Below are 19224 nucleotides of genomic sequence, written 5' to 3'. Positions count from 1 at the left end.
CCTTTCATGTTCAGGACACAAGAACTGCGGAAACGAGCTTGGCGCAGCCTCAGTGATCAGCTTGCCGACGTCGGTGGCAACACCGGCCGCGCAGGCCACGATCTGGAAGAACGGCTTGTCGGGCTGATCGCTCACGCGTTGTCTCCAAGGAGGCGATCTGCTCGTTCGGCAGTCAGCCTGATCGCCAGTTCACTCGGGCCGGTCGCGCTCAACGCCCAGAGGCTGCTGACCCGTCGGGCCCACTGCCAGAGCCGGTCGCCTGCATCCACAGGGGTGTGGAAAGGCACAACGGTGATGCCATGGGCGGCGAACGGCTGGTAGTCGAGATAGCGCAGGCCGCCGGTGCCACACAGGTAGTAGTTGCTGCCGGTGGCCACGGCGAGGTCGGCCAGTCGCTCGGACCGGCCCTGGCGGGTCGGGATGGCGCTGCTTTCCAGCACTTCACCATTCCAGCCGAGAGCGGTGAGCAGGGCGAGGGTCGATGTCCTCGCGAGGTCCGCCGCACGGTCCGTGTTCTCGAACCGATCGAGGACCACGTCCAAAACCTCACTCACCGCTGGCCAGTAGCGGCTACGACCGTAGTACTGGCGAATGAGCAGGCTGACTGTTCGGCGAGGCCGGCGCGGCTCGACGAGCAACGCCTGGTTGACGAGCGTCGGGCGTCCGTTGGGCAGGTGCGTGGGGAGCGTGAGCCACTGCTGCCTGCTCGGGTCGTCGAGAGCCCCGAGCCGGGCGCGGTGCTGGTAGTCCCGGCGAACGAACTGAACATCGTCGAGGACGATCCACCGGTCGGCGGCGAACAGCTTGGCCAGCGTGGACAGCCGAGGAAACAGGTTCGGCTGGTGGATCGCGCACACCCCGCCGCTCGCCCCGAGTCGACGTATGTCAGCTGTTGATGAGTCGGCTGTCGAAGCCGGCGCCCAGGAGGCGCTCGTAAGCGTCATGCACATCCCCCGGTACGTTCTGCTCGACGGCGAAGCCGAGCTTCGGGTACTCGATCACCCGTTGCAGGTCCCCGACGAGCATGTCGACGACGAGCTTTTCGTCGCCGATGGACTTGATGTAGTCGTCCAACTCCAGCGGCTCGGAGGCGCAGACCACCTCGGCCTCGGGCCACAGCTTGCGGCAGGTCGCGTACGAGCGGCGTTCCATGTACGGCTTGGAGATCAGTAGCAGCGACTCCACCTCCACGCCCGCCTCCGCCAGCAACTCCCGGGAGAAGGTGATGTTCTGGCCGGTGTTCGCCGCCTTCGACTCGACCAAAATCGCCTCGTCCGGCACGCCCAGGCTCAGGGCGTACTCGCGGTAGTGGACGGCCTCGCCGCGCGGGAAGCGGGCGCGAGTGGTGGGGCTGTTGCCGCCGCTGAAAACGACGACGGGGAAGAGGCCGGCGCGGTAGAGGTCGGCGGCTGTGGCGGCCACTCCCAGGTCGTGGCTGCCCAGGCCGATCGCCGCCGAACAGGGGCGCTCCTCATGTCCCATCTGGTGGTAGTTCCAGATCAACGTCGCATCGTGGAACTGCTCGTCGGTGATCTGACGCTGCTGGTGCTCCGGCACTGGCACTCCCTGACTCATCCCTGCTGGCCCTTTCGGATGCCCTCGATGCTGCGCAACTGGTGGCTCAGCCCGAACTGCTGGGCCACCTGTGCCGCCTGGTCGAGGACGGACAGCCCATCATTCCGGGTCGCCGCATCCGACAGAAGGATGTGCCCGTACGCCGTGTCCAACCGCACTCGCTGCATCGGGGAGTCAACCGTGCCGGTGGTGCGCGCGATGTCGATGTAGTGCAGGGCCTGTTTCAGGTCGCCGGCGCCGCGGTGGGCCAGGGCGAGCTTCTGGTGTGCCACGGACCAGTCCTCCGGCTCACCGAGTTCCTCGAACTCGCGGGTGGCAGCAGCCATAACGTTGGTGGCGTACTCGTTGTTGCCCTCCTTGCTCAGAGCCGTGCCGATCCACAACCGGGCCCGGGCTCGGTCCCGTCGGCTGAGCCGCTGGTCGGCGGCGAGTTGCTCGTACCATCGGGCGGAGGCATCCAGCTGACCTGACATCTCCTGCGCGACGGCGAGGGACAGCTCGATCTGGGCGACCCGGCGCGGAATGGCGAGCTCGGAGAACATGTCGCGCGCGGTCAGGTAGGACTGCCGGGCGGACAGCGGGCCGAGGATCGCGCCCTGGTCTCGTTGCACATCACCGAGCAGGACAAGCGAACGCCCGTACAGATAAAGGCCCTTGTCATCCAGGCCGTGCGCGTTACGGCTCGCCAGCCAGCGGTTCAACAAGGTCGCGGCGAAGGGGAAGTCCTGGCGGCTGACGCAGACTACTGCGCGCTCGATGTCCTCGGTCCAGGTCTCGTAGTCCGCCGGCCTAGCGCTCTTCCGCTCCGGGAACAGCACCGCCTCGAACCGGGCATGGGCGGCAGCATCGGCACGAGCAAGCGCGGTGTCGAGGATCGCCTGGGTATCGGGCCGGGGCTCGGTTTCGGCTCCCAGACTCTCCCACTTGGCCACCGTACGCAGCGCGACACCCAGGTGCTCGGCGAAGGCCCGCATGCTCATTCGCAGAGCAGCGCGCAGAGCGCTCGCTTCCCGGCCCGTCCACTGCTGCACGCTGACCACGGATTACCTCCCTCCGTCACGTATGTAAGCACTCTCGGTGACGACGTGGGGCGGGAAGTGCAACGGAAGTACAACAGCAGGTCATTTCAAGGCCCTTCACGCCGACCGACGCTGTGGACATGGACGACGAACTCATCACGGAACGCCGACGCGTCGCCTTCCCTCAAGTCTTCGGCTACCTGCGACACGTCACCGGCGGCCTGGTCCGCCATGCGGCGCTCGTCGACTGCCTCACCGATTACTGCCGTCGGCACGAACTGGCCCTCTGCGGCGTCTTCACCGACCGCGACGCCACGGTGGCCATCCGCTCCCCCGCCTTTGTCGGCCTCCTGGACGCACTCGAACTACCCGACACCTACGGCACGGTGGTACCCGCCCTCAGCCACCTCGGCCCGAGGCGCGTTGCCGCAGCCCGGAAGCAACAGATAGGAGCGACGAGCACACGCCTCATCGTGGTCCGCTCCATCAAGCCGACGACCGACCACGGCCACCCCGCGGTGCGCACCTCAACCTCCGAAGCCAAGGAGACACGTGGTGTCCATTCGTAAGGCACTCCGCAGCGCACCCGTGATCGCGGACGTGCCGGGACTCCGCTTGCTCCAGGTCGGTCACGGCTGGGACCTCGTACGGATCCACGCGGATCTCGGCTTCCTGGTCCTGGTCCACCTGCGGGCCATCGGTGCCACGATCGGCCCGGTGCTGTACGACGGGCCCCACCAACGCCTCTACTACGCCATCGGAACGGGAACCAGCGGCAGCTGGGCCGACCTGCCAGTGCGGCATCTGTCCACCGACTCGTGGCTCGTCGCGCCCGGGACGGAACGGATCGACGACTGGTTCGGCGGGTGGTGCGAGCTGCCCGACGACGACACCCTCACCGACGCGCACGCCCTCCGTGCCGCACTCCAGCACCCGTACATCGCCACGCCTCTGGAGGCGGTTCGATGACCAGCCGCGCGATCATGTGCCATAAGGAGTGGACCCTCCAGCCCGACCGGGAACCCGACGCCGAGCCCACCACGTACGCGATGCAGTGCGCGGTCTGTGGCAAGACCTCACCGCCCGGCACCGACTTCGCCGAACCGCAGAGCTGGGTGTTCGCGCACGGTGGCCGCAATCCCTCGCACCATACGTACCGGGAGATCATCACCCGCCCGTGGAGGGCCTGGTGGAAGCCGTGAACGGCTGTGTCGCCGCCAAGGTCGCCCGGGCCGCCCGGGCCGCCCGCTACACGGGACCACTGCTGATCGTGCTCGTGTCCGCCTCGTGCGGCATCGCGTCGATCTGCAAGGTAGGCCGCGACCCGAGCGTGAACCTCATCACCGAGGGCGTCGAAGCCCTCCCCCGACTCGGCGCGGTTGCCGAGTCCCTACAGCTCCGCACCGGTGGATGCTCCGGCTGCACGAAGGTAGGCACGTGCCGACCGCTGGCCAAGCTCTACCAGGAGGCGGGGGACCGACGAGAGCTCTACTGCCAACATGGAGGTTACGGATCATGACTCCGCCCACCGCAATCCTTACCCCGCCCCGCGAACCGGTCATGCTCACCATCGGCCGACGTCCGGCGGACAACCCGACCAGCGCCCTGCCGGTGCCACTGACCGCCACGTCGATCAAGGATGGCGAGTTCCAGATCGTCGCCGACCTGGACGAGGCTGCCGAGGGCGCCGAGTGCAGCTGCTCGGCCGGTGACGACCAGCCGTACTAGATCCACCACGGGTGGCGCCCGCGCCGCCCGCTCGTTCCACCCCCTCAGTGCCGCCCCGGCCGTACCCTGGCCGGGGCGGCACTCCCCGTACCCAAGCACCCCGGAGGAACCGCGCGTGTCTATGTCCCGCATCCCCTTCGAGAGGCTCCCCGCCGACGTCCGCCGAGCCGTCGCCGACAAGATCGGTGCCGTGCACCGGTCGCTGACCGCACAGGGCGGCATGAACTCCGGCATCGCCTCCGTCCTGGAGACGGAGAGCGGCAGCGTCTTCGTGAAGGGCATTCCGGCCGACCATCCCCAGGTCGCTGCCCAGCGCCGCGAGGCGGCCGTCGCCCCGTATCTACCTACGTCCTGTCCGCGCCTGCACTGGCACCTGGAGCTCGGCGGCTGGAGCTTGCTCGGCTACGAGATGATCGACGGCCGCCACGCCGACTACACGCCAGGCTCGCCCGATCTGCCGCTCGTGGAAGCCGCGCTTGTCGAACTGCAGAGCGTTACAGCACCCGCAGGTACAGGGATCAAGGACGCCTTCGACCGGTGGGCGGACTACGCACCTCCGGGCTCGCTGCACTACTTCGAGGGCAACACTCTCCTGCACACCGACTTCGCCCCGGACAACCTCCTGATCACCGGTGACCGTGCACGACTCATCGACTGGGCCTGGCCAACACGAGGGGCGGCCTGGATCGACCCCGGCGCCCTTATCCTCCGGCTCATGGACGCCGGGCATTCCGTGGAGGAGGCACTCGCCTTCGCAAGTCGGTTCCCGTCCTGGCGGGACGCAAAGGCCGAGGCGCTCGCGGCGTTCAGCTCGGCCACGGCGGCACTGTGGCGGGAGATCGCTGAAGTGGACCCGACACCATGGAAGTTGGGGATGGCGGAGCAGGCGGCGACGCTCGCGCGCATCCGAGACAGAACCTGTAGATGCTAGGTGTTGCGGGTCAGGACGTTGGTGACGGCGCATAGTGGTGGGCAAGATTGGTGGCGAGGTCGCGGAGGTGAGCCCTGGCTTCGGTGGGGCCGTGCACAGTGATGGCGCTCCCGAACGGCAGTAGTGCTCGCACGTCCTCCAGATGCAGGAAGCGGATCGTTACCTTGCGGCCGGTGGCGGATTCTTCATGGTCGTCCGGGACGAGTCGTAGGCCGAAGATCCGATGCGCTCGCTCGATCTGGGTCTGGTCGATGGTGGCGCTGACCTCTATCGCGTGGTTGTGCTCCCACTGATCAATGAGCGCTGCGGCGACGGTGGCCAGGGTCTGGCTCTCGCGGATCCGTCGTGGCTGGTCGACTTCTTTCCACGTCGTGATCCGTTCGAGTCGGTACATCCGTGGCACTCGGGCACAGTCGGCGACGAGGTACCAGATGCCGGCCTTGGCAAACAGCCCGTAGGGATCCACGACCAGGTCGCGTGGGCATGACTCGCGTGGGCTGTCGTACTCGATCCGTAGCCGGCGACCTCGCCGCACTGCGCCGATCAGCGAAGCCGGAGTCGTGCGGGAAGCTCGTGCCTGACGCCAGGGACGGCTGTCCACGTGCACTACGTCTGTGAGCGGCAGGAGCTCATGAACTCGACGTGGCTGTGTAGCGGCGATCTTGGAGAGCGCGCGCCGGCTTTCGGCCGATGCGTTGAGCTCCGCACGTTGCTTCTCATCCAGCCCGGTGAGCGACAGATGATCACGCTCACCCGGTGTGAGTCGCGTGAGGTCGAGCCCGGACCCGGGCAGCATGGTCACGCCTCCGAGGCGGCCCCGGTGTGCGGTCACCGGCAGACCGGCGTCGCGGAGCCAGTTCAGGTCTCGGGTGATGGTTCGAAGGGACACCCCGAGCGCTGAGGCAAGTTCCTGTGTGGTCACGGCATCCCTCGATGTGAGGAGCAGCATCAGGGTGAAGAAGCGGTCTGGGGTCACACACCAATTTTTTCAGGAATTGCGACAGGATGCGGCGCATATCCCGGCCAGGCTGGTGGATGCGTACCTACCACCTGTGAGAAGGAACAACCATGACCACATCCGTCGTGTCCATCGTCTACGTGAACGACGCTCCCGCCGCAGCTCGTTTCTACGGCGACCTCCTCGGCATGAGCCCCTCGTTCGAGACTTCGGGATACATCACCTTCGACCTCGGGCCAGGCGCTGACCTCGGTCTGTGGTCTGGCCAGTTCGAGGATCTGTCACCGGACGTCCCGCGCACCGGTGAGGTCTGCCTGGCCATCGACGGTGGACCCGACGAGCTCAACGCGACCTTTGAGCAGTGGAATTCCCAGGGGGTCACGATCCTGCGCGAGCCTCATGATGCGGGGTTCGGGCTGACCTTCCTCGCAGCCGATCCTGACGGGAACCGTATCCGCGTCGCACCGCGGGGCTGAAAGGCCGCAATGCGGCAGGCGCGCACGACAGGTGTCGCGCCTGCCGTCGTCTGACTTCGAGAGGACGACGAGTGCCCCACGCGAATGCGCCCCTGAGCGTCGAGGGCCGTAGGGGGCGGCTCCTGAAGCGGTGCCGGACACGTCCCACCGCCCACGTCGCCGCTGAGATGGGGCATCTCTCGCGCATGCGCCAGCAAGTGGGTAAATCGCTGGCGGCTACACGGTGATGCGGGTACCCGTCCCAGGCTCACTCCGGCCGAGAGCGGCACCGCGAACAGCACGTGCAGGCGCCGTACCTGCTTCGCGCTCGCCTCCAGCGAACAGCGACCGCAGCACCTCCTGGAACTGGGTCAAGGAAGCGCGACCCGGGTTTCGTGCGACACCGTCGAGCACGGCGACCACCCGCAACAGCTTCCTCACGGAAGTGGGACGTCGTCCTACTGCACGCGCCCCTCGGTGGTCTCCGGTACGTCCTCGTCCGGCAGGTGGACGTCGTTGACCGCGATGTTCACCTCGACTACTTCCAGACCCGTCATCCGTTCCACCGCCGTGATCACGTTGTCGCGGACGTCCGCGGCTACGTCGCTGATGCTCACCCCGTATTCCACGACGACCTGGAGGTCGATCGCGGTCTGCTTCTCGCCGACCTCGACCTTGACGCCGCGCCCGGCGCTCGGTTGTCCACCCGGAACCCGGTCGCGCATGGCGCCCATGGTGCGGGTGAATCCACCGCCCAGCGCGTGGATACCGGGGGTCTCCCGTGCCGCGATTCCGGCTATTTTCTCCACCACCCCGTCCGCGATGGTGGTCCTGCCGCGGGGCTCCGCCGCCGTCGGCAACGTCGTGCCCCGGTGGGAGCGGGGATCGTCCGGACCGGACTGCTGCAGAGTTGAACTGTTGGGCTCCGTCATGCGGGCCACCTCCTCGGGCGATGCGCGGAGTGCCGTGCTCAGGCGACCGTCGGCCGCCGTGCTTCACATCCGTGAGTACCGCGCGGTGCGTGGGATATGCACGCGCACCGTGTTTTTTGCACCCATTCACCTCCCATGGCCGGGCGGCTACGCCTGTCAATCGAACGACGCGAGGACTAGGCTGCTGTGCAGACGTCCCAGACCCCGGCGGCATGCTGTTTGCCCGAACACAGATGACTGTCAGGTGCGGACTCCTCGTCCGTCACCCGGCGCATCCCTGGAGGGAACTGGGTGGATCCTCTGTCCTGCCGTGCAGGGCTGTCGGACCGGCCGGTGCTCTGCCTCCGCCGAAACCACGCCCCCGGAAGCGCGCCCCCGGAGCCGGGACTCCCGGCACCACCGCACCCGCTGCCGGATGGTCTTCCGAACCGAGGCGCCATGCCCGTGCCACAGCTCACCGTCCACCGCCACGACCGAAGCACACATGCGCTGATCACCCTGACCGGTGAGATCGACCTCCTGTCCGCGCCGTTGGTGCAGGTGTCCCTGGAACAGTGCCTGCGAGACGGTATCCACACCATCGACGTGGACCTCACCCCTGTCACCTTCTGCGACTGCAGCGGACTCAACGTGTTCCTCCACGCCGCACAGCAGACCATCGCGGCCGGCGGAACCCTGCGCCTGCACAATCCGCCGCCGACGATGTCCCGGATCCTCGACCTCGTGGGCTGCGGGCAACTGCTCCTCGGTCCTCCGGTGAACCACCTACCCGCTTCTCCCGTGAACACCCCGGCCACACCCGATCCGGTCCCACCGCACGGGTCTGTCCAGCTCGTGCCTGTCCTCTCGGGCGACGGTCGATGACGGTCGACGCCTGGCGGGCACAGCCACGGAAGCCGACGGACGGCGAGCCCTCCGCCGTGGCTCCGGCGCGGTTCCGTCGGCTGCAGGAACGCCTGCCGACCGGTCACCAGGCGTCGCTCGGCGGCATGCCGGTGGACGGGGCCTATGACCCCACTCCGGCTGCGATCCGCTCCCGGGGGTGGCTGGAGGGCCCTGTCACGATGCCCGGAGGCGGTGGCCCGGGTGGGGTCTGACAAGCGGTCGGCCCGCATACAGATGCTGGTGGCCGAGCAAGCGGCGCGACGCGGTGTCCGGGTCGGTGTGGCGGACGTGTGCAGCGCGGCCGTGGCCGCGCTGCCGGTCGGCGGGGCCGGTCTCTCGGTGATGTCCCGAACCGCGTCGAGCCACCCGCTGTGCAGCACCGACAACATCAGCGAGCAACTGGAAGAGCTCCAGCTCACGCTGGGCGAGGGGCCCTGCGTGGACGCCTTCCTGCAAGGCTCGGCCGTCCTGACACCCGATCTGCTCACCCGTGACCTGCAGGACCGCTGGATGGTGTTCGCCGAGGCGGCCCTGGAAGCCGGGGCACGCGCGGTGTTCGCGCTCCCTCTGCAGATGGGGGCGATCAGCCCGGGAGTTCTGGACCTGTACGCCCGCGTTCCGGTCCGCCTGAACGAAGAGGAACTGGCGGACGCGCTGGCGTTCGCCGATCTCGCGACTCTGGTGCTGCTCGACGCGCGGATCGACGAGACGGGCCCGCCGCACGGTGGTCCTGTGGAGGACCTGGGCGCGTACCGCGCGGAGATCGACCAGGCCAGCGGGATCCTGACCGTCCAACTCGGCGTCGGCATCGAAGAGGCCCTCGTCCGGCTTCGCGCCTACGCCTATGCGCGAGGACGCCGGCTCGCCGAGGTGGCCGCGGACGTGGTGGCCCATCGGCTCCGCTTCTCACCGGACGCGGAGCCGGAACAGGCCGCTGAGGAGACCTGACGCATGGGTGCCGACCGCGAACGTGCCGTACTTCCCGCCCTTTCGGGCCGGGACCAGTTCAATCAAGGGTGCCCACGATGGATCAACAACTCCTGGCCAAGACGTTCGTCGAGTTGGCCGACAGTCTGGTCGCCGACTTCGACCTCATCGACTTCCTGCGCCTGCTGACCGACCGCTGCGTCAGCATGCTCGACGCGAGCGCCGCCGGGGTGCTGCTCGCCGACCGGGACGGCAAACTCCGCGTCATGGCAGCCTCCGACGAACAGGTACGCCTGCTGGAGCTCTTCCAGCTCCAGAACGACGAAGGCCCCTGCCTCGAGTGCTTCCGCACCGGCGCACCGGTGATCGTCCACGACCTGACCCGGGAGATCGACCGCTGGCCGCGCTTCGTCACGGCGGCCCACCGCAGCGGATTCGGGGCCGTCCAGGCCCTGCCCATGCGCCTGCGGCACGAGACCGTGGGCGCCCTGAACCTTTTCCGCGCCGCCCCCGGCCCCTTCGACCCGCCCGCCACCCTCATCGCCCAGGCGCTGGCCGACGTCGCCACCATCAGCCTGCTGCAACAACGCACAGCGCACCGCAGCACGGTCCTCAACGAACAGCTGCAGACGGCGTTGAACAGCCGGGTCCTGATCGAACAGGCCAAGGGAAAGCTCGCCGAACGCCAGGGCATCGACATGGAACAGGCGTTCACCGCACTGCGCGGTTACGCCCGCTCCCACAACCGGCGCCTGGCCGAGGTGGCCCGCGCCTTCGTCGACGACACCGAATCCCTTGCCGGTCTGGGTGCCTGACCGGCATCACCTCCCCGGGAGCGGAACACAGCATCGAAACCGGGGTCAGGTGCCTCACCCCCTGCCCGGCCCTGCCCGGAAGCCGGGGATGCCGGGGATTCTGGGGATTGCGGGGATGCTGGGGATGCCGGGGAAGCCGGGGAAGCTGTGTGACGTCAGCGCGTCCTGTCCGGCATGGATGGCTGCTTGACGCCTGTCGCAGAACCGCCACGAGGGCTAGCGTGCAACATGCCGCCCCGGCCCCTGGCAGCGTCGCACCGCCCAGGCGCTCCCCAGAGGGCGCACCCCGCGCATCGGTGCCGGAGCCCGCCGTGTCACGAGCGGGGCCGTTTCGCACGCGCCCTTCGTCACGCGACCCCGGCGAAGCGCCGATGCGCCTCAAGCGGGCACCGATCTGCCGCCCGCCGCGTCGCACGCATCCATACCAGGCGGTACCCATGTACGCGCTGATCGTTCCCGCTTCGACTCCCCTCGTCCTGCTCGCCGTCGTGATGGCCCTCTCCTGGTGGGAGGACCGCATCCTGCCGCCGGCCGAAACAGCCGAGATCGCGGAGATGGCCGAGATGACCGAGATGACCGAAGCACCCGCCGAGGCTCCGATCGCCCCGGCGACCACTGCCCAGCACCTTGCACTCGCCCGTGTCGACACCGCGTTGGCAGGAGAGGTTGCCGGGCCCCTGAACGGCAGCCCGGTGTGGGGCGATGCCACGACCCGACCGCCCACGACCACCGCCGCCCAGCTCACTGGCCGGGCAGACAGCGGAACGACGGGGAGCCGCGTTCGGGATCCGGCTCCGATGCGGCCGCGGCCCGCGTAGTGTACGGCGGAGGCCGAGCCGCGCCACACCCTGAAGTGCCGTGGCCGGCGTGGGACGGAGACCGGTGATCAGCGACGGCATGGCCGAGGTCCTGCGGTTGCTGCGCCTGGGTGAGGTGGTCGACCCGGCTCGGGCGTGTACACAGGCGCTGGGCGCCGAGGGCGTCGTCCTGTCGCTGCTGGTCGGCCCGGCCCCGGTGGCCGAGCCGGTCTGGTGCCATCCCGAGCTGAGTGCGCGGTTCGAGGAGCTTCAGTTCACGCTGGGTGAGGGACCGGGTTTGGACGCGGTCCGCACGGGTTCGCCCGTCGTGGAACCGGACCTGGGCCGGGTGCGCCCTGAGCGCTGGCCCGCGCTGCTGCCGGCCGCGCACGATCTGGGCGTGCACGGGGTCTGCTGCTTTCCGCTGGGCATCGGAGCCATCCGGGTCGGTGTACTGACCCTGCTGTGCGACGGCGACCGGCGGCTGAGTGAGCAGCAGTACACGGACGCCACCGCCCTCACGGCCGCGCTGACCGGCGCTTTCCTGAACGGGGGCCGGGCTGGCGGGAACGGGAAGGTGCACGGGTTCGACATGTCGCTGGGACCGCCGTCGGAACTGCGCCGCGCGGTCGTCCACCAGGCTACGGGCATGATCAGTGTCCAACTGGACGTGGCCATGGAGGAGGCGCTCCTGCGCCTGCGTGCCCACGCCTACAGCAGTGAGCGCCCCCTCGGCGAGATTGCGGCGGACGTGGTCGCCCGCCGGCTCCGATTCGACGACGATGTGAGCGGGCCGCATTCGCCCGACGGTGGAAAGGGATGATCGGCATGGCCCGTGAACGACGTCTGGCCGAGATCTTCGTGGAGATCGCGGACTCCCTCGTCGAGGACTTCGACGTCATCGACCTGCTGCACAGGCTGTCCGCACGCTGCGTCGAGCTGCTCGACGTGGCGGCGGCCGGGATCCTGCTCGCGGACGCGCACGGTGAACTGCAGGTCATCGCCGCCTCCGACGAGCACACCCGGCTGCTGGAACTCTTCGCGCTCCAGCACGACCAGGGACCCTGCGTGGAGTGCTACCGCACCGGCACCGCCCGCACGAACATCGACCTGACGCGGCCGCAGAGCACCGCCGGCTGGCCGCGCTTCGCCCCACAGGCCCGCGAGACGGGATACGTGGCCACGCACGCCATCCCGCTGCGCCTGCGCAACCGGGTCGTCGGTGCCCTCAACCTCTTCCAGACCACGCCGCACCATCTCGGCGACGACGACATCGCGCTCGCCCAGGCACTCGCCGACGTGGCCACCATCACGATCCTCCAGCAGCGCACCCTGGAGCGGTCGCACGTGGAGAACAGCCAGTTGGAGACCGCGCTGACCAGCCGTGTCCTGGTCGAGCAGGTCAAGGGCGTCCTGGCGGAGCGCTGGGACATCTCCGTCGACGACGCCTTCGACGCGTTCCGGTCGTACGCCCGCGCCCGTCACCTGCGCCTGTCGGACCTCGCCGGGCAGATCATCTCGGGCGGCTTCGACACCTCGGACATCCCCCCTCCGGTGCCGGACCGGCCCGCGGACCAGCGCGGCTGACCGCCCTCACCGCCGCTTCGGCCGCCCGGCTGATGGCCGCTACGAGCGCGAGCAAAGCCCCGCAGTCGACCGCGACCGCTCTCATGACGGCGGAACAGACCGACCACACCGGTTCGTTGCACGACGCCGACGCCGACGCCGGGTAGCCCGGCCGACTAGCGGCGGGGCTGTGAGCATCCGCGTCACTGCCCCTGCCGTGACAGAGGGGCCCGGATCGCATGGCAACCACGTTGACACGGACCGGCAGCACGGAGCGGGATCGTGCGACTCCCGGGAACACACGGCGGAGCATTCCGCCAACCCGCCTCGCCCAGACCCCCACGCGAGCCCGCCCCCGGACAACAGCCAGGTCGGCCTCACTGTTTCACGAACCGTCGGGCACCAGCCGCAGACAATGAAGGGCAGGATCACCGAAGAGCTCGGCCGGTTCACCCGCCACAGGCGACCGCAACGCCGTGGCAGGATCGACCGGGTCTCCGGAAGCCTGAAGCAGGCTGCCGATCGGACCAAGGATGCCTTCAGACGGAACGGAAGCGACCCCCGATGATGTACGACCAGACACGCGCTCAGCAGCCCGCGGACCAACCCCGTGGCTCCGCCCAGCGTCGCCAGCCGGGCCCGGAGTCACTGCTCCCGTCGGACGAACAGGACAAGATCGTCCAACACCTGCAGCACGCCCTCAACACCTTCGCCGACACCCCGCTACAGGCGCTGGAAGAGGCCGAGAGCGCCTACGACGAAGCCACCGCCCAGCTCGTGAACGCCCTCGCGGAACGCCGGAGTCTCCTTCGCGCCGGCTGGCAGGACCAGAACCCCGAGACGCACTCCGACGAACTCCGGCTCGCACTGCGGCAGTACCGGGAGATCACCCAGCGCCTGCTCCGCCTCTAGGCGGCCGCTACTCCGCGCTGCTGCGGAGCGCGGAGTAGCACACCCGGGGACCTACCGACCTGAACCTTGCCAGCCTGCTACGACACCGGATGGCCGCCCCCACCCCGCCCAAACGGCGGCTGTCCTCACCCCGTCCCACGCGCTGGAGCGTGCCGGTCGGGCTGTCCAGCCGGCGGAACTTCTCGCCCCCCAGGCCGGGGCTGGTCCGGCGCAGGCGCAGGGCGGAGCGGTAGAGGTAGAGCACGGAGCCGTCGACCTGAGAGGGGCCGTCTCAGGGAAACCCAGGGCGGCCCCCTCCGCGGTGCAACACAGCCATTCCGGCATACGCGTATACGGCTGTATAGCCATACGGGCATACGGATCGTCCCGCTGTGATCAGCTCGCCACTCCGGCGCCGACGCCCGCGCGCTCGTGCCAGTCGACGCCTTCCTCGTACCGCCCCCGGAGCTCCGAGAACACGCCGAACGCAGCCGCCGTCAGCGGTACGGCGAGGAGCATGCCGAGGATGCCGGCGAGGGCCGCGCCGGCGGTGAGGGCGAGCAGGATCACCGCCGGGTGCATCTGGAGCGTGCGGCTCTGGATGATCGGCTGGAACACGTTCCCCTCCAGGACCTGGACGAGGGTGACCACACCGAGGACCCACAGCGCGGTGCTGAGCCCCCCGTCCGCGAACGAGACGAGGACCGCGACCGCGCCCGACAGGAAGGCGCCCAGGTACGGGATGTACGCGCCGATGAACACCAGCGCCCCGAGCCCGACGGCGCCCGGCACCTGGAGGATCAGCAGACCGACCGTGATGCAGACGGCGTCGATGAACGCGACGATCGTCGTACCCAACATGAAGCCCTCGATCGCCTGGAAGGCGCGCCGGGCCATGACCTCCAGGTTCGCGCCGGAGCCTCGGGGCGCCAGCGAGTGCAGTGAGGCGACGGCCCGGTCGGAGTCGCGGAGGAAGAAGAACAGGAGCAGGATCGCGAGCGTTCCGGTGGCGATCATCTCGGTGAGCAGACTGACGCCGTTCAGCACACCGGAGACCGCGGTACCGCCGAACTTGGACAGCAGGTCCTGGGCGTTCGTGGCGAGTTCGTCCAGGGCGGTACCGACCACGTCGAACCGCGCGCTGAGGTCCTTCGCCGCGTCCCGCAGCGAGCCGATGATCTGGTCACCGGTGTCGATCAGGGCGTTCACGACGATGTAGGCGGCCCCGCCCATGACCAGGATCACGGCGGCGCAGGTCAGCCCGGCGGCCAGGGACTTGTTGAACTTCATCCTGACCAGCCGCCGGTAGAACGGGCCGAGCAGGGCGGAGAGAAGCAGCGCGAGCAGCACCGGCGTGACGGCGGTCTGGAACGCGATGCAGAACCAGACGCCCACGGTGATCACGCCACTCACCAGAAGCAGCAACGCGCTTCCGGCGGCGATGCGCCGGGCCGGCTCCGACAGCAGGGGGGTGCGGCTCTCGGCACGGACCGGCGTGTTCTTGAGCACACCGGTGGTGCGTACGGTCGTACGCGTCCGGTGTATTCGCGGGCCGCGTCGCCCCGGCTGCCTGTTCCGGCCGGCGCCGACTCTCCGAGAGGTTCCCGTACGGCTGTTCATCCTGTTTCTTCTCCGCTCACCCGCATGACCGCTGGCCACGGCGCTTCGAAGATCATGCTGGGCCGCGGCGAAAGAGTAGACCGCCGCGGACGCCCCAGGGTTGAGAGGACGGGAGGCGGCCGGCGAGGACGGGGGGATTTCGGGTGGAGGCGCGGCGTCCGGAAAGCGGCGCCGAAGCTGTGGGGAACATCAGAACGGGTGTGGCCCCGCCGAGGCTGGGCAGGCGCGGACGTTATGAGCACCCCCACCGACCGGAGCACGGTAGACGCCGCCGACGCCGCCGACGCGGCCACGGAGCGGAGCGCGCGGAGTCCGCGCGGGCCGGTGGCGGAACCGCGCCGGAGATCCGGTGGCGGGCGGGGTTTTCCATCGGCGCTGCGTGGCGGTGGGCGGGTGGCGGGGCTGGACGGACTGCGGACGGTCGCGGTCGTGCTGGTGATCGTGTACCACGTGAAGCCGGATCTTGTACCCGGCGGCTCGGTCGGCGTGGACGTCTTCTTCACCCTCAGCGGCTTCGTCATCACCCGGCTGCTGATCGCCGAGTACGCCCGCACCGGCGGCATCCGCCTGCGGTCGTTCTACAAGCGGCGTTGGCTGCGACTCGGGCCGGCCCTGCTGACGATGTGCGCGGTCACCGCGCTCCTCTCCCTGGCGCTGCCGCTGCCGCTGTTCGACGGGGCGTGGACGGCGGCGGCGCTGGCGGCGGTGTCGGTGGTCAACCTCGTACGGGCGGGTGAGTCCGGCCCGTACTCCGACCTCACCGCACCCCTGAGCCACACCTGGTCCCTGGGGGTGGAGGAGCAGTTCTATCTGGCCTGGCCGATCCTGATCCTGCTGCTCCTCCGGCACACCACGGCACGGAGGGCACTGGCCTGGGTGGCAGCCCTGTGCGTCCTGCCGCTGCTGTGGCGCATCGCCCTCTGGGACCCCACAGCGGCCCACCGCATCTACAACGGGCCCGACACCCGCGCCGACCAGCTCCTGATCGGCGCGCTGCTGGCCGTGGTCCTCGCCCGCCTACGGGCCGACGACCCCCGACTGGCGCTGCTGCGTCGCTGGGCGGGACGCCTGTGCTGGCCCGCGCTCACGCTGCTGGGCCTGATCGCCTGGCAGATCCCGATCGCGGAGGCGAGCGCGTGGAACCCCGTCTGGTACACGGCCGGTTTCATGGTCGCCGCCGTCCTGACGGCCACGGCGGTGGCAACGCTGGACCTGCTCCCACGGTCCTGGCCCTCCCGTCTTCTGTCGATCGGGGCGTTGGCCTGGGTGGGCCGCAATCTGAGCTACGGGATGTACCTCTGGCACTACCCCGCCATCCGCCTCCTCTCCGACCTGGGCGTACCCGACGACCAGTTGCTGCCGATGGGCATGGTGGCGACGGTCGCGGCTGCCCTCACTTCGTACGCGCTGGTGGAACGGCCGCTGCTGCGACGGGGGTGAGCACCCCTCCGGGGGTACGAGGGGTATGTCGTCGGCGCGGACCTGCGGACGGAACGCGATGTCAGTGGGCCGCCCTAGACTCCGGCGCACCATGACCGACTACAACACACCCCTCAGCACACCCCTCGCGCCCGCCCTCGGCTCCATGACCGTGCTGGTGGCAGCCGTCATCGTGCACGACCGGGCCGCGGGCCGTGTCGTCCTCCTCCAGCGCGGACCGCGCGCCAAGTTCGCGCAGGGGATGTGGGACCTGCCCCTCGGCAAGAGCGAACCCGGCGAGCCGGTCACCGACACGGCGGTGCGCGAGTTGCACGAGGAGACCGGGCTGACAGTGAAGCCGGAGTCCCTGAAGGTCGCGCACATCGTCCACGGCGCCCAGGGCGTCCAAGCCCCCAACGGCTACCTCACCGTCGTCTTCGCCGTCCACGACTGGACCGGCGAGCCCGAGAACCGCGAACCCGACAAGCACGCCGAGGTCCGCTGGGTCGAAGTCGACGCCCTCCCGGTCGAAGCGGAGTTCGTCCGCACGAGCGCGGGCGCCCTGCGTCGGTATCTCGACGGTGGGCCTTTGCTGTCGCTGGCCGGCTGGTCGCCGTAACTGAGTCGACCGGGTGCCGGGCGGGGGCGGCGATGCGGTCGCACCGGGTCCTTGTGGGCCGGGATGCGGGTGGCCACGGCCCTCCCTAAAGAACCTGGGTAAAGAACTAAGAACCAACCACCCTCCTCCGCCCGCCCGTTCCCCCTGCGGACCCCGGTGAAACATGAACCATTCACCCTCAGGAGTGACCTGGTTGCACTGAGTGGCTGCGGAGAGTTACGTTCCCGGAAACAACCCCAAACAGACGACGGCCCCCGCCAGGACGGCAATCCTGAACGAGGGCCTGACCGCTCAGGAAGAAAGCACCTTCCCAATGGCTGAAACGCAGTCTAACGCGCCCTCGTGCGGCAACTCCGGTTCGACGAACGCATCGAACTCACCTTCACCGAACACACCGACCTACGGTGTGATTCACGTACGCACCCGCCTCACCGCCAACTTCACCGTGATCTCCAACGCCCTCGCCCAGCGGCGCGGCAGCGCGGTCACCATCGGCGTCGCGGCCTACATCCTCTCCGTCCCCGACGGCGCCCGCATCAGCATCGCCGCCCTCTGCGCCCACTTCGACGAGGGCGAGATCCTGATCTCGCGTGCGCTGCGGGAGTTGGAGACGGCGGGGTATCTGGAACGGCGCCGGGTGAGGGGGCCGAACGGGAAGGTCCGTACGCAGACCTTCTTCTACGACGTACCGCGCGGCGCCGGTGACCGGCCGACGTCTCCTCCGCAGCCGGCGACCGTCCGATCGAGGAAGTCGGAGCCCGCCCAGGACAGCACGCTCGCAGAAGCGCCTGCCATTGAAGCTGAGGCGGCGGCTACGGAAGCCGCAACTCCCCTTCCCGTCCCGCCTGTTGCTTCTCCGCCCCCTCCCCCGCTCGGCCTCGACGATGCCGACCCCCAGGCCGTCGTCATCCTCGTCTCGCTGCGTATCGTCGACCGCAGGTTGATCCTGTCCCGCAGCGAGGTCGCCGAGTTGGCCCCGGCGGTCACCGAGTGGCTGGCGCAGGGCCTGCGCCCCGAGGAGATCACCGGGGCGCTCACCACCGGCCTCCCCGACCACTTCCGCGCCCGCCCGGCACGTGTACTGGCATTCCGCCTGCGCGAGGCCCCGCTCAACGGCACGAACGAGGAGGGGATCCCTCTACGGGGCAACGGCCCGCACACTCAACGTTCCGATGTGGTCGGGCTTCGGTGCGTCGAGAACGACCGCCGCCGCTTCCGTGAAGCCTGCCGACACGAGAAGGCTCCGCCAGGAGGCGGGCGTGTAGCTGTAGCGGTAGGTGTACCTGGCCGGGCCTGCGAAGCCGCCCTTGTACATGCCCTGCGGCCCGTACGCCCCTGGGATGGCCGGCGGTTGGGAGAACGCGAACACGCCCCCGGGGTTCAGCCGTTGCCGGACCAAGGGGAAGAGCTTCCGCGGATCGCTGAACCAGGCGGCGCCGAAAACCGAGTACACGGCGTCGTAGGTCTGGGTGTCGTGCTTCAGGAAGTCGAGCACTTCGGCGCACACGAACTCGGCGCCGAGGGGCCCCCATCGCCGCATGGTGTTGGCCACCATGACCGGCGACATGTCCACCCCGCGCATCTTCACGCCCTGCCGCGCGAGGAACGCGAGCGCGCGTCCCGTACCGCAACCGATCTCCAGCGCGCTCTCTGGCTCGCCGAGCACTTCGGGACCGGGCCCGTGACCCACGTACTGAGTCCACCGGAACACCGGCTCGGACTCGAAGACGTCCTTCCGGGTCGACTCGGCGTAGGTGTCCCACACCGCGCGTTCGTCGTCGAAATTGTCCACGGCAGCCAACGGGCCTCCTCCAGTGAGCAGTTCAGCGTACGGACGGGTACGGGAGCCCCGCCACCTCGAAGTCGCGTGCGCGACCTGGCACCAGTTCCTCGACGACTACGCCTCGCTGTCCTCCGCCCGCGCGGACGAGCACTTCGCCATCATGTGCCGTCGCATCCGCCCACACGTCGGCAATCTGCGGGCGCGGGAGCTGAACGAGCGGGCGCGGGAGCTTGCTCGGCAGAAGGCTGCGGCTTAGTGGTCGAGTTCGTAAGTCCTTCGGGGGTTGATCATGTTGCCGGGGCGG

General features: G+C 69.1%; 24 protein-coding genes and 1 pseudogene. 18 read left to right on the top strand and 7 right to left on the bottom strand.

What is annotated here, in order from left to right; genetic code table 11:
* Positions 1-131 precede the first annotated feature (131 nt).
* The 3 genes from RB628_RS34630 to RB628_RS34620 are packed head-to-tail and all read right to left on the bottom strand — an operon-like array spanning position 132 to position 2615.
* A complete protein-coding gene (locus tag RB628_RS34630; protein ID WP_318324594.1) occupies positions 132-944 on the bottom strand; it encodes a WbqC family protein in 813 nt (270 codons plus the stop codon).
* Positions 886-1575, bottom strand: a complete 690-nt coding sequence (locus tag RB628_RS34625) for a YdcF family protein (protein WP_318324593.1) — start codon at positions 1573-1575, stop codon at positions 886-888. The genes RB628_RS34630 and RB628_RS34625 overlap by 59 nt, the downstream gene beginning before the upstream one ends.
* The gene (locus tag RB628_RS34620; protein WP_318324592.1) at positions 1572-2615 is read right to left on the bottom strand and encodes a hypothetical protein; all 1044 of its coding nucleotides are present in this window, start codon (positions 2613-2615) and stop codon (positions 1572-1574) included. The genes RB628_RS34625 and RB628_RS34620 overlap by 4 nt, the downstream gene beginning before the upstream one ends.
* Positions 2616-2734: 119 nt before the next feature.
* Here RB628_RS34620 and RB628_RS34615 point away from each other — a divergent pair, with 119 nt between their 5' ends.
* The 6 genes from RB628_RS34615 (at position 2735) to RB628_RS34590 (ending at position 5253) form a co-directional block, all read left to right on the top strand.
* A complete protein-coding gene (locus RB628_RS34615; protein WP_318324591.1) occupies positions 2735-3163 on the top strand; it encodes a hypothetical protein in 429 nt (142 codons plus the stop codon).
* Positions 3150-3563, top strand: a complete 414-nt coding sequence (locus RB628_RS34610; RefSeq protein WP_318324590.1) for a hypothetical protein — start codon at positions 3150-3152, stop codon at positions 3561-3563. The genes RB628_RS34615 and RB628_RS34610 overlap by 14 nt, the downstream gene beginning before the upstream one ends.
* Positions 3560-3796, top strand: a complete 237-nt coding sequence (locus RB628_RS34605) for a hypothetical protein (protein WP_318324589.1) — start codon at positions 3560-3562, stop codon at positions 3794-3796. Before RB628_RS34610 ends, RB628_RS34605 begins: the two co-directional genes overlap by 4 nt.
* Positions 3784-4113, top strand: coding sequence for a hypothetical protein (locus RB628_RS34600; RefSeq protein WP_412180768.1), 330 nt, complete (start codon positions 3784-3786; stop codon positions 4111-4113). The genes RB628_RS34605 and RB628_RS34600 overlap by 13 nt, the downstream gene beginning before the upstream one ends.
* Positions 4110-4322: a hypothetical protein gene (locus RB628_RS34595; RefSeq protein ID WP_318324588.1), complete on the top strand. Its 213-nt coding sequence runs from the start codon at positions 4110-4112 to the stop codon at positions 4320-4322. Before RB628_RS34600 ends, RB628_RS34595 begins: the two co-directional genes overlap by 4 nt.
* Positions 4323-4443: 121 nt before the next feature.
* On the top strand, positions 4444-5253 hold the full coding sequence (locus tag RB628_RS34590) for an aminoglycoside phosphotransferase (RefSeq protein WP_318324596.1): 810 nt from the start codon (positions 4444-4446) through the stop codon (positions 5251-5253).
* Positions 5254-5263: 10 nt separating this feature from the next.
* On the opposite strand, the gene RB628_RS34585 is transcribed toward RB628_RS34590, so the two are convergent.
* Complete coding sequence (locus tag RB628_RS34585) at positions 5264-6229, bottom strand: helix-turn-helix transcriptional regulator (RefSeq protein ID WP_318324587.1); 966 nt, start codon at positions 6227-6229, stop codon at positions 5264-5266.
* Between the two features lie 92 nt (positions 6230-6321).
* On the opposite strand from RB628_RS34585, the gene RB628_RS34580 reads away from it, so the two are divergent.
* Together RB628_RS34580 and RB628_RS34575 are read left to right on the top strand one after the other, a co-directional pair.
* Positions 6322-6687: a VOC family protein gene (locus RB628_RS34580; RefSeq protein WP_318324586.1), complete on the top strand. Its 366-nt coding sequence runs from the start codon at positions 6322-6324 to the stop codon at positions 6685-6687.
* Positions 6688-6758: 71 nt separating this feature from the next.
* Positions 6759-6951: pseudogene (locus RB628_RS34575) on the top strand (helix-turn-helix domain-containing protein); the annotation flags it as partial.
* Between the two features lie 173 nt (positions 6952-7124).
* On the opposite strand, the gene RB628_RS34570 reads toward RB628_RS34575, so the two are convergent.
* On the bottom strand, positions 7125-7598 hold the full coding sequence (locus RB628_RS34570; protein ID WP_318324585.1) for an Asp23/Gls24 family envelope stress response protein: 474 nt from the start codon (positions 7596-7598) through the stop codon (positions 7125-7127).
* Between the two features lie 438 nt (positions 7599-8036).
* Here RB628_RS34570 and RB628_RS34565 point away from each other — a divergent pair, with 438 nt between their 5' ends.
* The 7 genes from RB628_RS34565 (at position 8037) to RB628_RS34535 (ending at position 13500) form a co-directional block, all read left to right on the top strand.
* Positions 8037-8462 (top strand): STAS domain-containing protein, encoded by a 426-nt coding sequence (locus RB628_RS34565; protein WP_318324584.1) that lies wholly within the window; start codon positions 8037-8039, stop codon positions 8460-8462.
* 255 nt (positions 8463-8717) lie between these two features.
* Entirely contained in the window at positions 8718-9431 is a 714-nt protein-coding gene (locus tag RB628_RS34560) for an ANTAR domain-containing protein (RefSeq protein ID WP_318324595.1), read from the top strand.
* 77 nt (positions 9432-9508) lie between these two features.
* Positions 9509-10225 carry a GAF and ANTAR domain-containing protein gene (locus RB628_RS34555; RefSeq protein ID WP_318324583.1) on the top strand — a complete coding sequence of 239 codons (717 nt, stop codon included), beginning with the start codon at positions 9509-9511 and terminating at the stop codon, positions 10223-10225.
* 437 nt (positions 10226-10662) lie between these two features.
* Entirely contained in the window at positions 10663-11043 is a 381-nt protein-coding gene (locus RB628_RS34550) for a hypothetical protein (RefSeq protein ID WP_318324582.1), read from the top strand.
* Between the two features lie 49 nt (positions 11044-11092).
* Positions 11093-11845 (top strand): GAF and ANTAR domain-containing protein, encoded by a 753-nt coding sequence (locus RB628_RS34545; RefSeq protein WP_318324581.1) that lies wholly within the window; start codon positions 11093-11095, stop codon positions 11843-11845.
* Entirely contained in the window at positions 11842-12609 is a 768-nt protein-coding gene (locus tag RB628_RS34540; protein ID WP_318324580.1) for a GAF and ANTAR domain-containing protein, read from the top strand. Before RB628_RS34545 ends, RB628_RS34540 begins: the two co-directional genes overlap by 4 nt.
* Positions 12610-13152: 543 nt before the next feature.
* Positions 13153-13500, top strand: a complete 348-nt coding sequence (locus RB628_RS34535) for a hypothetical protein (protein WP_318324579.1) — start codon at positions 13153-13155, stop codon at positions 13498-13500.
* A 375-nt stretch (positions 13501-13875) separates the two neighbouring features.
* Here RB628_RS34535 and RB628_RS34530 read toward each other — a convergent pair whose 3' ends face one another.
* Positions 13876-15099 (bottom strand): AI-2E family transporter, encoded by a 1224-nt coding sequence (locus tag RB628_RS34530; RefSeq protein WP_318324578.1) that lies wholly within the window; start codon positions 15097-15099, stop codon positions 13876-13878.
* A gap of 234 nt (positions 15100-15333) precedes the next feature.
* Here RB628_RS34530 and RB628_RS34525 point away from each other — a divergent pair, with 234 nt between their 5' ends.
* Positions 15334-16539, top strand: coding sequence for an acyltransferase (locus tag RB628_RS34525; RefSeq protein ID WP_318324577.1), 1206 nt, complete (start codon positions 15334-15336; stop codon positions 16537-16539).
* 91 nt (positions 16540-16630) lie between these two features.
* Positions 16631-17137 (top strand): NUDIX domain-containing protein, encoded by a 507-nt coding sequence (locus RB628_RS34520; RefSeq protein WP_318324576.1) that lies wholly within the window; start codon positions 16631-16633, stop codon positions 17135-17137.
* 1138 nt (positions 17138-18275) lie between these two features.
* Here the strand turns inward: RB628_RS34520 and RB628_RS34510 are convergent.
* Positions 18276-18938 carry a class I SAM-dependent methyltransferase gene (locus tag RB628_RS34510; protein WP_318324575.1) on the bottom strand — a complete coding sequence of 221 codons (663 nt, stop codon included), beginning with the start codon at positions 18936-18938 and terminating at the stop codon, positions 18276-18278.
* Between the two features lie 13 nt (positions 18939-18951).
* Between RB628_RS34510 and RB628_RS34505 the strand changes: the two genes are divergently transcribed.
* Positions 18952-19176, top strand: coding sequence for a hypothetical protein (locus RB628_RS34505; protein ID WP_318324574.1), 225 nt, complete (start codon positions 18952-18954; stop codon positions 19174-19176).
* Positions 19177-19224: the final 48 nt, after the last annotated feature.

The organism is Streptomyces sp. ADMS, assembly GCF_033441795.1.
Classification (GTDB): Bacteria; Actinomycetota; Actinomycetes; order Streptomycetales; family Streptomycetaceae; genus Streptomyces.
This window is presented reverse-complemented; position numbering and strand designations above follow the sequence as displayed.

What these genes read in the sequence shown, in the direction of transcription:
- RB628_RS34570 (WP_318324585.1), bottom strand. Translation starts at nt 7,598, where the DNA reads ATGACGGAGCCCAACAGTTCAACTCTGCAGCAGTCCGGTCCGGACGAT.
- RB628_RS34625 (WP_318324593.1), bottom strand. Translation starts at nt 1,575, where the DNA reads ATGAGTCAGGGAGTGCCAGTGCCGGAGCACCAGCAGCGTCAGATCACC.
- RB628_RS34595 (WP_318324588.1), top strand. Translation starts at nt 4,110, where the DNA reads ATGACTCCGCCCACCGCAATCCTTACCCCGCCCCGCGAACCGGTCATG.
- RB628_RS34605 (WP_318324589.1), top strand. Translation starts at nt 3,560, where the DNA reads ATGACCAGCCGCGCGATCATGTGCCATAAGGAGTGGACCCTCCAGCCC.
- RB628_RS34520 (WP_318324576.1), top strand. Translation starts at nt 16,631, where the DNA reads ATGACCGACTACAACACACCCCTCAGCACACCCCTCGCGCCCGCCCTC.
- RB628_RS34630 (WP_318324594.1), bottom strand. Translation starts at nt 944, where the DNA reads ATGACGCTTACGAGCGCCTCCTGGGCGCCGGCTTCGACAGCCGACTCA.
- RB628_RS34615 (WP_318324591.1), top strand. Translation starts at nt 2,735, where the DNA reads ATGGACGACGAACTCATCACGGAACGCCGACGCGTCGCCTTCCCTCAA.
- RB628_RS34535 (WP_318324579.1), top strand. Translation starts at nt 13,153, where the DNA reads ATGATGTACGACCAGACACGCGCTCAGCAGCCCGCGGACCAACCCCGT.
- RB628_RS34555 (WP_318324583.1), top strand. Translation starts at nt 9,509, where the DNA reads ATGGATCAACAACTCCTGGCCAAGACGTTCGTCGAGTTGGCCGACAGT.
- RB628_RS34560 (WP_318324595.1), top strand. Translation starts at nt 8,718, where the DNA reads ATGCTGGTGGCCGAGCAAGCGGCGCGACGCGGTGTCCGGGTCGGTGTG.
- RB628_RS34540 (WP_318324580.1), top strand. Translation starts at nt 11,842, where the DNA reads ATGATCGGCATGGCCCGTGAACGACGTCTGGCCGAGATCTTCGTGGAG.
- RB628_RS34590 (WP_318324596.1), top strand. Translation starts at nt 4,444, where the DNA reads ATGTCCCGCATCCCCTTCGAGAGGCTCCCCGCCGACGTCCGCCGAGCC.
- RB628_RS34530 (WP_318324578.1), bottom strand. Translation starts at nt 15,099, where the DNA reads ATGAACAGCCGTACGGGAACCTCTCGGAGAGTCGGCGCCGGCCGGAAC.
- RB628_RS34550 (WP_318324582.1), top strand. Translation starts at nt 10,663, where the DNA reads ATGTACGCGCTGATCGTTCCCGCTTCGACTCCCCTCGTCCTGCTCGCC.
- RB628_RS34580 (WP_318324586.1), top strand. Translation starts at nt 6,322, where the DNA reads ATGACCACATCCGTCGTGTCCATCGTCTACGTGAACGACGCTCCCGCC.
- RB628_RS34525 (WP_318324577.1), top strand. Translation starts at nt 15,334, where the DNA reads ATGAGCACCCCCACCGACCGGAGCACGGTAGACGCCGCCGACGCCGCC.
- RB628_RS34565 (WP_318324584.1), top strand. Translation starts at nt 8,037, where the DNA reads ATGCCCGTGCCACAGCTCACCGTCCACCGCCACGACCGAAGCACACAT.